Below are 12937 nucleotides of genomic sequence, written 5' to 3'. Positions count from 1 at the left end.
CCCGATGGCACAGAAGATCATCCGCGTCGGCGACATCGAGATTGCCAACGACAAACCCATGGTGCTGTTCGGCGGCATGAACGTGCTGGAAAGCCGTGACATGGCCATGCAGGTTTGCGAAGAGTATGTGAAGGTCACCGAGAAGCTCGGCATCCCTTACGTGTTCAAGGCCAGTTTCGACAAGGCCAACCGGTCTTCTGTGACCTCCTATCGTGGTCCTGGCCTGGAAGAGGGCATGCGCATCTTCCAGGACATCAAGCAAGCCTTCGGCGTGCCGATCATCACCGACGTCCACGAGCCTGACCAGGCCGCGGTCGTCGCTGAAGTCTGTGACATCATCCAGTTACCAGCATTCCTGTCGCGCCAGACCGACCTCGTGGTCGCGATGGCCAAGACCGGTGCGGTGATCAACATCAAGAAAGCCCAGTTCCTCGCCCCCCAGGAAATGAAACACATCCTGAACAAGTGCGTGGAAGCAGGTAACGATCAGTTGATCCTCTGCGAGCGTGGTTCGAGCTTCGGCTACAACAACCTGGTCGTCGACATGCTCGGCTTCGGCATCATGAAGCAGTTCGAATATCCGGTATTCTTCGACGTGACCCACGCGCTGCAAATGCCCGGCGGTCGCTCCGATTCCGCCGGCGGCCGTCGCGCCCAGGTCACCGACCTGGCGAAGGCCGGCATGAGCCAGTCGCTGGCCGGCCTGTTCCTGGAAGCCCACCCGGATCCGGACAACGCCAAATGCGACGGTCCTTGCGCCTTGCGTCTGGACAAACTGGAGCCATTCCTGGCCCAGCTCAAGGCTTTGGACGAGCTGGTGAAGAGTTTTCCGACGGTAGAAACCGCGTAATCCTCAATTCTCCCTGTAGGAGCTGGCTTGCCAGCGAAAAGGCCTGGAATCTTTCAGCGATTTCAAGGGCGCCTTCGCTGGCAAGCCAGCTCCTACAAAAAGTAATATGACCCACAAGTTATAAATCGAGCGGTACAAAGCGTTTTCGTCAACTTTGGAGTGTTTACAACAATGGCTAAAATCGTCGACATCAAAGGTCGTGAAGTTCTCGACTCCCGTGGCAATCCCACCGTGGAAGCGGACGTGCTTCTCGACAACGGCATCATCGGCAGTGCCTGCGCGCCGTCCGGTGCTTCCACTGGCTCGCGTGAAGCGCTCGAGCTGCGTGATGGCGACAAGAGCCGTTACCTGGGCAAGGGCGTTCTGAAGGCCGTAGCCAACATCAACGGTCCGATCCGCGACCTGTTGAAAGGCATGGACCCAAGCGACCAGAAAGCGCTCGATCTGGCAATGATCAAGCTCGACGGTACTGAAAACAAAGGTTCCCTGGGCGCCAACGCGATCCTCGCCGTTTCCCTGGCCGCGGCCAAGGCGGCAGCACAGGACCAGGACCTGCCGCTGTACGCTCACATCGCCAACCTGAACGGTACCCCGGGTGTCTACTCGATGCCGGTTCCGATGATGAACATCATCAACGGCGGCGAGCACGCCGACAACAACGTCGACATCCAGGAATTCATGGTTCAGCCGGTTGGCGCCAAGTCCTTCTCGGAAGGCCTGCGCATGGGCACCGAGATTTTCCACCACCTCAAAGCCGTGCTGAAGGCCCGTGGCCTGAGCACTGCCGTCGGTGACGAAGGTGGTTTCGCGCCAAACCTGGCTTCCAACGAAGACGCTTTGAAAGTGATCTCCGAAGCCGTGGCCAACGCCGGTTACAAGCTGGGCACCGACGTGACCCTGGCCCTGGACTGCGCGGCCAGCGAATTCTACGAAGACGGCAAGTACAACCTGTCCGGCGAAGGCCAGGTGTTCACCGCCGAAGGTTTCGCTGACTACCTCAAAGGCCTGACCGAGCGTTACCCGATCATCTCCATCGAAGATGGCCTGGACGAGTCCGACTGGGCTGGCTGGAAAATCCTCACCGACAAAATCGGCGAGAAGACCCAACTGGTAGGCGACGACCTGTTCGTAACCAACACCAAGATCCTGAAAGAAGGCATCGATAAAAAGATCGCCAACTCGATCCTGATCAAGTTCAACCAGATCGGCACCCTGACCGAAACCCTGGAAGCCATCCAGATGGCCAAGGCTGCCGGTTACACTGCCGTGATCTCGCACCGCTCCGGCGAAACCGAAGATTCGACCATTGCCGACCTGGCCGTGGGCACCTCGGCTGGCCAGATCAAGACCGGTTCCCTGTGCCGTTCCGACCGCGTTTCCAAGTACAACCAACTGCTGCGTATCGAAGAGCAGTTGAACGGCAAAGCCAAGTACAACGGTCGCGGCGAATTCCGCGGTTGATAAGGTAAAAAGTCAGCGGATTGTGTCGAAAAAAATCGCTACAGCGACGTTTTTGCCACTAATCTGATGCCTTATAAGCACAAGCCTGGTTCTTCCAGGCTTCGTGCTATCAGTAGCTTCATGTTTTGGTATGGCTGTCTTTTTTCACTGGATACCTGATATTCGATGCGCAGTCCCAATTGGTTGTTCCTCGTCTTGCTCCTGCTGCTGGCTGGCCTGCAATACCGCCTGTGGGTGGGTAATGGCAGCCTGGCGCAAGTGGCCGACCTGACTCAGCAGATCGCGGATCAGCAGGCCGAGAACCAGACATTGCTGGAGCGCAACCGGGTGATGGACGCCGAAGTCAGTGAGTTGAAAAAGGGCATGGAGACCGTTGAAGAACGGGCTCGCCATGAGTTGGGCATGGTCAAGGACGGTGAAACCCTTTACCAGTTGGCCCAATGATCAAGTCGTTACCGGCCTTCTGGGCCGTGATTCCTGCCGCGGGCGTCGGTGCCCGTATGGCCGCGGACCGTCCCAAGCAATACTTGCAACTGGGCGGGCGCACTATTCTCGAACACAGCCTCGGCTGTTTCCTTGGTCATCCAGGCCTGAAAGGTTTGGTGGTCAGTCTTGCTGTTGACGATCCTTATTGGCCGAACCTGGCGTGTGCCAGTGATCCGCGGATTGCCCGGGTCGAGGGCGGTTCCGAACGTTCAGGGTCGGTGCTCAATGCGTTGCTGCATCTGCACGCACAGGGCGCTGATGATGAGGATTGGGTTTTGGTTCACGATGCCGCACGGCCGAACCTCAGTCGTGACGACCTGGACAAGCTGCTGGCGGAACTGGCTGACGATCCTGTCGGCGGACTGCTGGCGGTCCCGGCACGGGATACGCTCAAGCGCGTCGACCAGCACGGTCGTGTGCTCGAAACCGTTGATCGCAGCGTGATCTGGCAGGCCTACACACCGCAGATGTTCCGCCTTGGGGCGTTGCATCGGGCATTGGCGGACAGTCTGGTGGCTGACGCGGTGATCACCGACGAAGCGTCGGCCATGGAGTGGGCAGGGCTTGCGCCACGGCTGATTGAAGGTCGAGCTGACAACCTCAAGGTCACTCGGCCGGAGGATCTGGAATGGTTGAGGCAGCGTTGGGCTAACCGCCGCTAGAAGGTTTGGGGGCAACTTCTGGACCGCGTCGCGTCTTTCGCGAGCAAGCCCGCTCCCACATTTGATCGGCGTTGCCCGCAATTCTTGTGAACAACCTTAATCCCCTGTGGGAGCGGGCTTGCTCCGGGCGGCGTTCCGACGAAAGCGATGGTCCAGGCAGCTGACATCTCGCTGACACACCAACAAAACACTAGCACCGGTACTCCGGCCGTACGGCCAACCCTTCCTTCAAATAATCCACCAACTTGCGCACCTTCGGCGACAAATGCCGTTGCTGTGGATAAAGCGCCCACACCGCCGTGTTCGGTGGTTGATGCGCCTCCAGCAATGAAATCAAAGCACCGCTTTTCAGATGCTCCAGCACGTAGTAATCCGGCAGCTGACACAGCCCTACGCCCTGTAGCGCGGCATCCAGCACTGCTTGCCCACTGTTGCAGCGCCAGTTTCCCTGCACCCTTTGCGAAAATTCCCGCCCGTTCTGTTCCAGTTGCCAGAGGTCCGAGCTGCCGATGAGGCAGTTGTGGCGGCTCAGTTCCGAAAGGCTGTGCGGACGCCCGTAGCGTTCGAGGTAGGAGGGCGATGCACAGAGGTACATCCGCCGTGGCGCGAGGCGGGTGGCGACCAGTCGTGAATCCTGCAAACGCCCCAGGCGGATCGCCAGGTCGAGGCCCTCATGTACCAGGTCGAGTTGCCGATTGGTCAGTTCGATATCAATCCGCAGTTGCGGATACAGCCCCATGAAACGTGTCACCAGTGGCACGATGAAGCGTTCGCCGTAAGCCACGGCGCACGTCATGCGCAGCATGCCTTTGGGCTCGCTGGTCAAGTCGCCGACCGCGCGCAACGCTTCTTCGCGTCCATCCTGCAAGCGCTGGCAGTGTTGCAGGAAGGTTTGCCCTGCCTCGGTCAGCGTGACCCGGCGGGTGCTGCGGTAGAGCAAACGGGTTTGCAGGCGTTCTTCGAGGCGTACAATTTGTCGACTGATGTGAGAGGAAGAAACCCCGAGGCGTTCCGCGGCAGCGGTGAACTGGCTGCATTCGGCCACGGCGACAAATTCGTCGATTCCTTCCCAGCGGTTTTCGGACATGGATGATTATCCCTGTACAGCAATAATGTTTTGCTTTTGTCCGGATTATTCACTGTAAGGCGCTGTATTACACTCCCTGTCTCGTTTTCTTCACTGGAGAGTCATCATGATCAAGTCGCGCGCCGCCGTTGCCTTCGAGGCCAAAAAGCCCCTCGAAATCGTTGAAGTCGATGTCGCCATGCCCAAGGCCGGCGAAGTATTGCTGCGCGTGGTGGCCTCCGGTGTCTGCCACACCGATGCCTACACCTTGTCCGGCGCCGATCCGGAAGGCATCTTCCCGTCGATCCTCGGCCATGAAGGCGGGGCGATCGTGGAAGCCATCGGCGAGGGCGTGACGTCCGTTGCGGTCGGCGACCATGTGATCCCGCTGTACACCCCGGAATGCCGAAAGTGCAAATTCTGCCTGTCGGGCAAAACCAACCTCTGCCAGGCGATTCGCGCAACCCAGGGCAAAGGCTTGATGCCGGACGGCACATCGCGGTTTTCCTACAAGGGCGAAACGATTTTCCACTACATGGGGACGTCTACGTTTTCCGAGTACACCGTCCTGCCGGAAATTTCCGTCGCCAAGATCGCCAAGGAAGCACCACTGGAAAAAGTCTGCCTCCTGGGTTGCGGTGTCACTACCGGTATCGGTGCAGTGCTCAACACCGCCAAGGTGAAACCAGGTGACACCGTGGCCATTTTCGGCCTCGGCGGCATCGGTTTGTCGGCTGTCATCGGCGCGGTCAAAGCCAAGGCTGCCCGCATCATTGCCATCGACATCAACCCGGCCAAATTCGAAATTGCCAAACAGCTGGGTGCAACCGATTGCGTGAACCCGAAAGACTTCGATCGTCCGATCCAGGAGGTCATCGTCGACATGACCGATGGCGGCGTCGACTTCTCCTTCGAGTGCATCGGCAACGTGCAGTTGATGCGTGCCGCGCTTGAGTGCTGCCACAAGGGTTGGGGCGAGTCGGTGATCATCGGTGTGGCCGGTGCCGGCCAGGAGATTTCAACTCGTCCGTTCCAGTTGGTCACCGGCCGCGTCTGGCGCGGTTCGGCGTTCGGCGGCGTGCGCGGCCGTACCGAGTTGCCGAGCTATGTGGAAATGGCCGAGACCGGTGAAATTCCGCTGGATACCTTCATCACCCACACCATGGGCCTGGAAGATATCAACAAGGCGTTTGACCTGATGCATGAAGGCAAAAGCATCCGTAGCGTCATTCATTTCTGAGAAGCAGCTGCAAGCGTCAAGCTTCAAGCGGCAAGCAGATCGCATCAGCTTGGCGTTTGAGGTTTGGGCTGCTACTGAGGAGTTTGCTATGAGTTTGGAAAATATCTCCTGCCAGAAAAGCTTCGGTGGTTGGCACAAACGCTATCGCCATCGCTCAGAAGTACTCGGCTGCGACATGGTGTTTGCCGTGTATCTGCCGCCGCAAGCGGAGCAGGGCGGCAAGCTGCCGGTGTTGTACTGGTTGTCCGGCCTGACCTGCACCGACGAGAACTTCATGCAAAAGGCTGGCGCCATGCGCATGGCCGCCGAGTTGGGGCTGATCATCGTCGCACCGGACACCAGCCCTCGCGGCGCCGATGTACCGGGTGATCCGGACGGTGCCTGGGACTTCGGCCTCGGCGCCGGGTTTTATCTGAATGCCACCCAGGAACCGTGGTCGCGCCACTATCGGATGCATGACTATGTCGTGCAGGAATTGCCGGCATTGGTTGAAGCCCATTTCCCGGCGTCGGACAAGCGCGGCATCAGCGGCCACTCCATGGGCGGCCATGGTGCGCTGGTTTGCGCGTTGCGCAATCCGGGGCGTTATCTGTCGGTGTCGGCGTTCTCGCCGATCAACAATCCCATGGATTGTCCATGGGGGCAGAAGGCCTTTTCCCGTTACCTGGGGGAAGACCGTTCGAAGTGGCGCGAGTGGGATGCCTGTGCACTGATCGCTGAGGCCGACGAAAAGCTGCCGCTGTTGGTCGATCAGGGAGATCGTGATGATTTTCTGGCCACCCAGCTCAAGCCTGAGGCCCTGCAACAGGCGGCAAAATTGGCCGATCATCCGCTGACGTTGCGCCTGCAACCGGGCTACGACCACAGCTATTTCTTTATCGCCAGTTTCATCGACGATCACTTGCGGCATCACGCGCATGCTTTAGTGCCCAGTCTCACAAGTACTGTTCCTTTTTGACGGCGTCTGTTGCCATCATGCTGCGTTGCCGCTCCTCGCCATAGCGAGCTATGACTCGTCGCGACGCCTTGCCTGATGGCAACAGCCACTCGTCAAAAGAGGAACGTACTTGTGAGACAGGACACTAGCTGCCCAATAGCAGGTAGAATCACGCCCTGACAAAAATCGGGGCGTTTTTTTATGCGTATTGGCCACGGCTATGATGTGCACCGTTTCGCTGAGGGCGATTTCATCACTCTGGGCGGTGTGCGCATTGCACACAGTTTCGGGTTGCTCGCTCACTCTGACGGTGACGTCCTCTTGCACGCCTTGAGCGATGCCTTGCTCGGCGCCGCGGCGCTGGGAGACATCGGCAAGCATTTCCCGGATACCGACCCGCAGTTCAAGGGCGCCGACAGCCGTGCGCTGTTGCGTCATGTCGTCGCACTGGTCCATGCCAAAGGCTGGAAAGTCGGCAACGTCGATAACACCATTGTCGCCCAGGCGCCGAAAATGGCCCCGCATATAGAATCGATGCGCGCGCTGATTGCCGCGGATCTTCAAGTAGAGTTGGATCAAGTGAACGTGAAAGCTACCACCACCGAAAAGCTCGGCTTTGTCGGTCGCGAAGAGGGCATTGCCGTGCACTCCGTTGCCTTGTTGCTGCGCGCATGAACGAACAGCAATTGCTCGGCCCGAGGGCTTACGGTGAACCCCTTGGCACAGCGGTACTGAAAGCGATCGCGGAAGATTTCCAGGTCGACGAAGTCCTCGACATCCCCTTGAGTGGCGAAGGCGAACACCTGTGGATCTGGGTGGAAAAACGCGGTCTGAACACGGAAGAGGCGGCGCGGCGGATTGCCAAGGCGGCTGGCGTGCCATTGCGCACTGTCAGCTATGCAGGGCTCAAGGACCGTCAGGCGTTGACCCGCCAGTGGTTCAGCGTGCAATTGCCGGGCAAGGCCGACCCTGATCTGTCGGCCGCGGAAAACGATACGCTGAAGATCCTCAAGACCGCCCGCCACAAGCGCAAACTGCAACGCGGTGCGCACTCGGCCAACGGCTTCACGTTGCGCCTGACGCAATTCGCCGGCGACAAGTCGGCGATTGAAGAGCGCCTGCAACTGATCGCCAAACAAGGCATCCCCAATTATTTCGGCGCTCAGCGCTTCGGCCATGACGGCGGCAACGTTGTCGATGCCCGCGCCTGGGCCGCGCGCAAGGCCTTGCCGGAGCAGCGCAACGTGCGCTCGCGGCTGCTCTCCACGGCGCGCAGTTTTCTGTTCAATCAGGTGCTGGCCGCACGTGTCGCCGATGGCAGCTGGCAGCGTGCCCAGGTGGGCGATCTGCTGGCGTTCACCGACAGCCGCAGCTTTTTCCCGGCAGGCGAAGCCGAGTGCAGCGACCCGCGCCTGGCGATTCTCGATCTGCACCCGACCGGTCCGCAGTGGGGTGAAGGTGACTCGCCGGCCACGGGCGCTGTCCATGAATTGGAGCAGGCTATCGCCGCACGCGAAGCGGATTTGCGTGACTGGTTGATCAACGCCGGTATGAGCCACGAACGTCGCATCCTGCGGCTGCCCATTGGCGGGTTGACGTGGCATTATCCCGAGCCTGACATTCTGCAACTGGAATTCGTCCTGCCGGCCGGATGCTTCGCCACTGTATTGGTGCGCGAGCTTGTTGATCTGGTGCCGGTGGGGCAGACGGACAGCCCATGCGTATTCTGATTTCTAACGATGATGGGGTAACCGCACCCGGTCTCGCCGCGCTTTATGCTGCGCTGGCGGATTACACCGAATGCGTGGTTATCGCCCCGGACCAGGACAAAAGCGGCGCCAGCAGTTCGCTGACGCTCGACCGTCCGTTGCACCCGCAAACCCTGGCCAACGGCTTTATCAGCGTCAACGGCACGCCAACCGATTGCGTGCACCTGGGCCTCAACGGCCTGCTGGAGCGCGAAGCGGACATGGTGGTTTCCGGTATCAATCTGGGTGCGAACCTGGGGGACGATGTCCTGTATTCCGGTACGGTGGCGGCGGCCCTTGAGGGGCGTTTCCTGAAACACCCTTCGTTTGCCTTTTCACTGGTCTCACGCCAGATAGAGAACCTTCCCACAGCTGCCTATTTCGCGCGCAAACTGGTCGAAGCCCATGCTGACCTGGATCTGCCACCGCGCACGGTACTGAACGTGAACATTCCCAATTTGCCGCTGGACCGTATCCGCGGTATCCAGTTGACCCGCCTGGGCCATCGCGCCCGAGCCGCGGCACCGATGAAAGTGGTCGATCCGCGGGGCAAGTCCGGTTATTGGATCGCGGCGGCCGGGGATGCCGAAGACGGTGGCCCGGGTACCGATTTCCATGCGGTGATGCAGGGTTATGTTTCGATCACGCCACTGCAACTGGATCGCACGTTCAATGATGCCTTCAGAAGTCTGGACGGCTGGCTGGAGGGGCTGCGCTGATGGGGCGCGAACAAGACGATATGCTGCGTCGCGGCATCGGCATGACCTCACAGCGAACCCGCGAGCGGCTCATCCAGCGCCTGTACGAGGAGGGCATTTCCAACGCCAGGGTGCTGGAGGTCATTCGCCGGACCCCGCGTCACCTGTTCGTCGACGAAGCGCTGGCGCACCGTGCCTATGAAGACACGGCGCTGCCGATTGGCAATAACCAGACCATCTCCCAGCCTTATATGGTGGCGCGCATGAGCGAGCTGCTGCTGGAGGCCGGTCCCCTCGACAAGGTGCTGGAGATCGGTACCGGGTCGGGTTATCAGACGGCGGTACTGTCGCAACTGGTCGAGCGTGTGTTCTCGGTCGAGCGCATCAAGGTTCTGCAGGATCGGGCAAAGGAACGCCTGGTCGAACTGAACCTGCGCAACGTGGTGTTCCGCTGGGGCGATGGCTGGGAAGGCTGGCCGGCACTGGCGCCATACAACGGGATTATCGTCACGGCAGTGGCGACCGATGTGCCCCAGGCACTGCTTGATCAGTTGGCACCGGGAGGGCGAATGGTGATCCCGGTCGGGTCCGGTGAAGTCCAGCAGTTGATGCTGATCATTCGCGAGGAACAGGGTTTTTCCAGGCATGTTCTGGGGGCTGTGCGCTTCGTGCCATTGCTCCATGGGCCACTGGCCTGAGCATTTGTTTTGGCGCGCTGAATTCTCTTCGATTGCCTTTGTCTTACAGCGGCATCGTTTGGTTGAACGGGATTCATCGTCAGGCAGCAAACGTGTGCGCGGCAGCGATTCGCCACATTAAAGGTAAAGCGTGCACGGCCCGTTATACTTGCGACAGTTCATGCCGGACTCCGGTATTTCACATTTTCAGCCACCACAGAGGGAGCGGCGGGTGAGTCTCACAGTCATTGCGCAGCGTATGAGTAAAACGAGCTTTCAGCGCCTGGTGACTGGCCTTGTCTTGAGCACCTTGCTGGTCGGTTGTTCCAGCAACAAATCCAGCGATGTTCGTGTGCTGGACCGCAACAATGCCGCGGCCCAGCGCCCGGCCGTGACCACCGGACAATACGTCGTTCGGCCCAAGGACACCCTGTTCTCCATCGCCTTCCGTTACGGCTGGGACTACAAGGCTCTTGCGGCACGCAACAACATTGCAGCGCCTTACACCATCCATCCGGGTCAGACGATTCGCTTTGATGGTCGAAGCGATTCAACGTCGACGGCGGTGGTCAGTTCGTCCAGTTCAACACCTTCGTCGTCGAGTAAAACCACGGTCATCCGTCGTCCGGTAAACGGTTCGACCACCAGCACAACGACAGTTGTGCCGTCCGTCGCGAACAAGCCTGCACCTGCTCCACTGCCCCCTCCCGGGCCAGCCCCGACCGGCTGGGGATGGCCATCTAATGGCATTCTGATTGGGAAATTCTCTTCAAACGGTAGTTTGAATAAAGGAATTGATATCGCCGGAGATTTGGGACAGCCTGTTTTAGCTGCGTCTGATGGGACGGTGGTTTATGCCGGGAGTGGCTTAAGGGGCTACGGCGAATTAGTAATCATCAAACACAGTGAAACCTACGTCAGTGCCTACGGACATAACCGCAGGCTTTTGGTTCGGGAGGGGCAGCAGGTCAAGGTTGGGCAGACAATTGCCGAAATGGGGTCAACGGGTACAGACCGGGTGAAACTGCATTTTGAGATTCGCCGCCAAGGTAAACCTGTAGATCCGCTGCAGTTCCTGCCACGTCGTTGATCGCTTACCAGCCTGTTCCGTCGCGTAGAGGGGACAGGCTCCAGCGTTGCCAGGGATAAAGGCGCCGCTTGAGCTTGAGGTCGAACTCACCAAAGGACTATAACAATGGCTCTCAGTAAAGAAGTGCCGGAGTTTGACATCGACGATGAGGTTCTCCTGATGGAGAGCGGCATCGATACGGATTCGATGTCGAATGATGAAGGGGCGGCTCCACCTTCCGTTCGTGCCAAATCCAAACACTCCGCATCGTTGAAACAACACAAGTACATTGACTACACGCGGGCACTTGATGCCACGCAGCTGTATCTCAATGAAATTGGTTTCTCTCCCCTGCTGTCACCCGAAGAAGAAGTTCATTTTGCGCGCCTGTCGCAAAGTGGCGATCCGGCCGGGCGCAAGCGCATGATTGAAAGTAACTTGCGGCTGGTGGTGAAAATCGCCCGACGCTATGTCAATCGTGGGCTGTCGCTGCTGGACCTGATCGAAGAGGGCAACCTCGGCTTGATCCGGGCGGTGGAGAAGTTCGATCCGGAACGCGGCTTCCGCTTCTCGACCTACGCGACCTGGTGGATTCGCCAGACCATCGAACGCGCAATCATGAATCAGACCCGGACCATCCGGTTGCCGATCCATGTGGTCAAGGAGCTGAATGTGTACCTGCGGGCCGCGCGGGAGCTGACGCAAAAACTCGACCATGAACCCTCTCCCGAAGAAATCGCCAACCTGCTGGAAAAACCGGTTGGAGAGGTCAAGCGCATGCTCGGCCTTAACGAACGGGTTTCTTCGGTCGACGTCTCGCTGGGTCCGGATTCGGATAAAACCCTGCTGGACACCCTGACTGACGACCGTCCGACCGATCCATGCGAGCTGTTGCAGGACGACGACCTGTCCCAGAGCATCGATCAATGGCTCTCGGAACTGACCGACAAGCAACGCGAGGTGGTTGTACGCCGCTTCGGTCTGCGCGGTCATGAAAGCAGCACCCTTGAAGACGTAGGCCTGGAAATTGGCCTGACCCGGGAGCGGGTCAGGCAGATTCAGGTGGAAGGCTTGAAGCGGCTGCGCGAGATCCTGGAAAAAAATGGTCTGTCGAGTGAATCGCTGTTCCAGTAAGGCACTCACTTCGATGGCATAAAAAACCCCGGCCGACTCGGGGTTTTTTTTTGCCTGGACCGGGGACGGAATCCGCTCGGGATTGTGCTTTCGTGCTGTAAGCCTTGGCGTACTCTTGCGTAAGTGTTCGTTATTTTTACACCCTGACATTCGTCTATGCTGAGCGTTTCTAACATCTATCATTATGATTTTTATGGTTATTTTTTGTTGTTGGTGATGTGTGGCAGCCAGGTTTCGCACCAGGGGGCGATTGATCCCGGAGGAGGAAGCTCTAATATTCAGGCTGTGTCGACGGACTGACACGCCCTTCAAGGATGGGGGGAGAAGGACATCGCAGGAAGCGATTCATCAGGATGATGAAAAGGAACACAGGGAATGAGGAAAAAATGCGGGCGGGTCAAACCGCCCCTTTTTTTGTCTGCAGAAAAAGCAAAAAGGCCCTTGTGGGGCCTTTTTCGGGAGCGCGGGGGTAATCAGCGTTCCAGTTGTTCAATCTTGCCTGGCTTGCCATCCCATTCTGCGGAATCGGGCAGCGGATCTTTGCGTTCGGTAATGTTCGGCCAGATATCAGCCAATTCAGCGTTCAACTCGATGAAGTTTTCCATGCCGGCCGGAACTTCATCTTCGGAGAAGATAGCCACGGCAGGGCATTCAGGTTCGCACAGCGCGCAATCGATGCACTCATCCGGGTGGATCACCAGGAAATTCGGGCCTTCGTAAAAGCAGTCCACCGGACAGACTTCTACGCAGTCGGTGTACTTGCACTTGATGCAGTTGTCGGTGACGACGAAGGTCATTTCTAATTTTCTCCTCAGGCGCGGCTTGCTGCGCCCCTTCTCGTAGGGGTCGCCAGGTTCGGGAGCGATAGTCTGCTGGCCAGGCTATTAGCCAGCAGCATCCCAAACCGCG

The 12937-nt window shown here is 58.6% G+C and carries 14 protein-coding genes; 12 read left to right on the top strand and 2 right to left on the bottom strand.

Annotation, left to right across the window (positions count from 1 at the left end; all coding sequences use genetic code 11):
• Nucleotides 1-4: 4 nt before the first annotated feature.
• The 4 genes from kdsA (at nucleotide 5) to ispD (ending at nucleotide 3459) form a co-directional block, all read left to right on the top strand.
• The gene (gene kdsA, locus ACEN8Q_RS17520) at nucleotides 5-850 is read left to right on the top strand and encodes a 3-deoxy-8-phosphooctulonate synthase (protein WP_015093773.1); all 846 of its coding nucleotides are present in this window, start codon (nucleotides 5-7) and stop codon (nucleotides 848-850) included.
• Nucleotides 851-1021: 171 nt separating this feature from the next.
• Complete coding sequence (gene eno, locus ACEN8Q_RS17515) at nucleotides 1022-2311, top strand: phosphopyruvate hydratase (RefSeq protein ID WP_008019783.1); 1290 nt, start codon at nucleotides 1022-1024, stop codon at nucleotides 2309-2311.
• Between the two features lie 165 nt (nucleotides 2312-2476).
• Nucleotides 2477-2755, top strand: coding sequence for a cell division protein FtsB (gene ftsB, locus ACEN8Q_RS17510; protein WP_008019784.1), 279 nt, complete (start codon nucleotides 2477-2479; stop codon nucleotides 2753-2755).
• Nucleotides 2752-3459 (top strand): 2-C-methyl-D-erythritol 4-phosphate cytidylyltransferase, encoded by a 708-nt coding sequence (ispD, locus tag ACEN8Q_RS17505; protein WP_413427252.1) that lies wholly within the window; start codon nucleotides 2752-2754, stop codon nucleotides 3457-3459. The genes ftsB and ispD overlap by 4 nt, the downstream gene beginning before the upstream one ends.
• A 190-nt stretch (nucleotides 3460-3649) precedes the next feature.
• Here ispD and ACEN8Q_RS17500 read toward each other — a convergent pair whose 3' ends face one another.
• Nucleotides 3650-4546 carry a LysR substrate-binding domain-containing protein gene (locus tag ACEN8Q_RS17500; protein ID WP_413427251.1) on the bottom strand — a complete coding sequence of 299 codons (897 nt, stop codon included), beginning with the start codon at nucleotides 4544-4546 and terminating at the stop codon, nucleotides 3650-3652.
• 106 nt (nucleotides 4547-4652) lie between these two features.
• On the opposite strand from ACEN8Q_RS17500, the gene ACEN8Q_RS17495 reads away from it, so the two are divergent.
• From ACEN8Q_RS17495 to rpoS, 8 genes are all read left to right on the top strand, one after another.
• Nucleotides 4653-5765: an S-(hydroxymethyl)glutathione dehydrogenase/class III alcohol dehydrogenase gene (locus ACEN8Q_RS17495; RefSeq protein WP_008019788.1), complete on the top strand. Its 1113-nt coding sequence runs from the start codon at nucleotides 4653-4655 to the stop codon at nucleotides 5763-5765.
• 88 nt (nucleotides 5766-5853) lie between these two features.
• The gene (gene fghA / locus ACEN8Q_RS17490; RefSeq protein ID WP_413427250.1) at nucleotides 5854-6723 is read left to right on the top strand and encodes an S-formylglutathione hydrolase; all 870 of its coding nucleotides are present in this window, start codon (nucleotides 5854-5856) and stop codon (nucleotides 6721-6723) included.
• A gap of 180 nt (nucleotides 6724-6903) precedes the next feature.
• The gene (gene ispF / locus ACEN8Q_RS17485; protein WP_007970721.1) at nucleotides 6904-7377 is read left to right on the top strand and encodes a 2-C-methyl-D-erythritol 2,4-cyclodiphosphate synthase; all 474 of its coding nucleotides are present in this window, start codon (nucleotides 6904-6906) and stop codon (nucleotides 7375-7377) included.
• Nucleotides 7374-8432 carry a tRNA pseudouridine(13) synthase TruD gene (truD, locus tag ACEN8Q_RS17480; RefSeq protein WP_413427248.1) on the top strand — a complete coding sequence of 353 codons (1059 nt, stop codon included), beginning with the start codon at nucleotides 7374-7376 and terminating at the stop codon, nucleotides 8430-8432. The genes ispF and truD overlap by 4 nt, the downstream gene beginning before the upstream one ends.
• Nucleotides 8420-9169 carry a 5'/3'-nucleotidase SurE gene (gene surE / locus ACEN8Q_RS17475; RefSeq protein ID WP_413427246.1) on the top strand — a complete coding sequence of 250 codons (750 nt, stop codon included), beginning with the start codon at nucleotides 8420-8422 and terminating at the stop codon, nucleotides 9167-9169. The genes truD and surE overlap by 13 nt, the downstream gene beginning before the upstream one ends.
• A gap of 41 nt (nucleotides 9170-9210) precedes the next feature.
• Nucleotides 9211-9846: a protein-L-isoaspartate(D-aspartate) O-methyltransferase gene (locus ACEN8Q_RS17470; RefSeq protein WP_196373746.1), complete on the top strand. Its 636-nt coding sequence runs from the start codon at nucleotides 9211-9213 to the stop codon at nucleotides 9844-9846.
• A gap of 211 nt (nucleotides 9847-10057) precedes the next feature.
• On the top strand, nucleotides 10058-10915 hold the full coding sequence (locus tag ACEN8Q_RS17465; RefSeq protein WP_413427244.1) for a peptidoglycan DD-metalloendopeptidase family protein: 858 nt from the start codon (nucleotides 10058-10060) through the stop codon (nucleotides 10913-10915).
• Nucleotides 10916-11020: 105 nt separating this feature from the next.
• Nucleotides 11021-12028 (top strand): RNA polymerase sigma factor RpoS, encoded by a 1008-nt coding sequence (gene rpoS / locus ACEN8Q_RS17460; protein WP_007970728.1) that lies wholly within the window; start codon nucleotides 11021-11023, stop codon nucleotides 12026-12028.
• Between the two features lie 473 nt (nucleotides 12029-12501).
• On the opposite strand, the gene fdxA is transcribed toward rpoS, so the two are convergent.
• The gene (gene fdxA / locus ACEN8Q_RS17455) at nucleotides 12502-12825 is read right to left on the bottom strand and encodes a ferredoxin FdxA (protein WP_413427241.1); all 324 of its coding nucleotides are present in this window, start codon (nucleotides 12823-12825) and stop codon (nucleotides 12502-12504) included.
• Nucleotides 12826-12937 lie beyond the last annotated feature (112 nt).

It is taken from the genome of Pseudomonas sp. Pseusp16 (assembly GCF_047324915.1).
Classification (GTDB): Bacteria; Pseudomonadota; Gammaproteobacteria; order Pseudomonadales; family Pseudomonadaceae; genus Aquipseudomonas; species Aquipseudomonas fluorescens_CD.
This window is presented reverse-complemented; position numbering and strand designations above follow the sequence as displayed.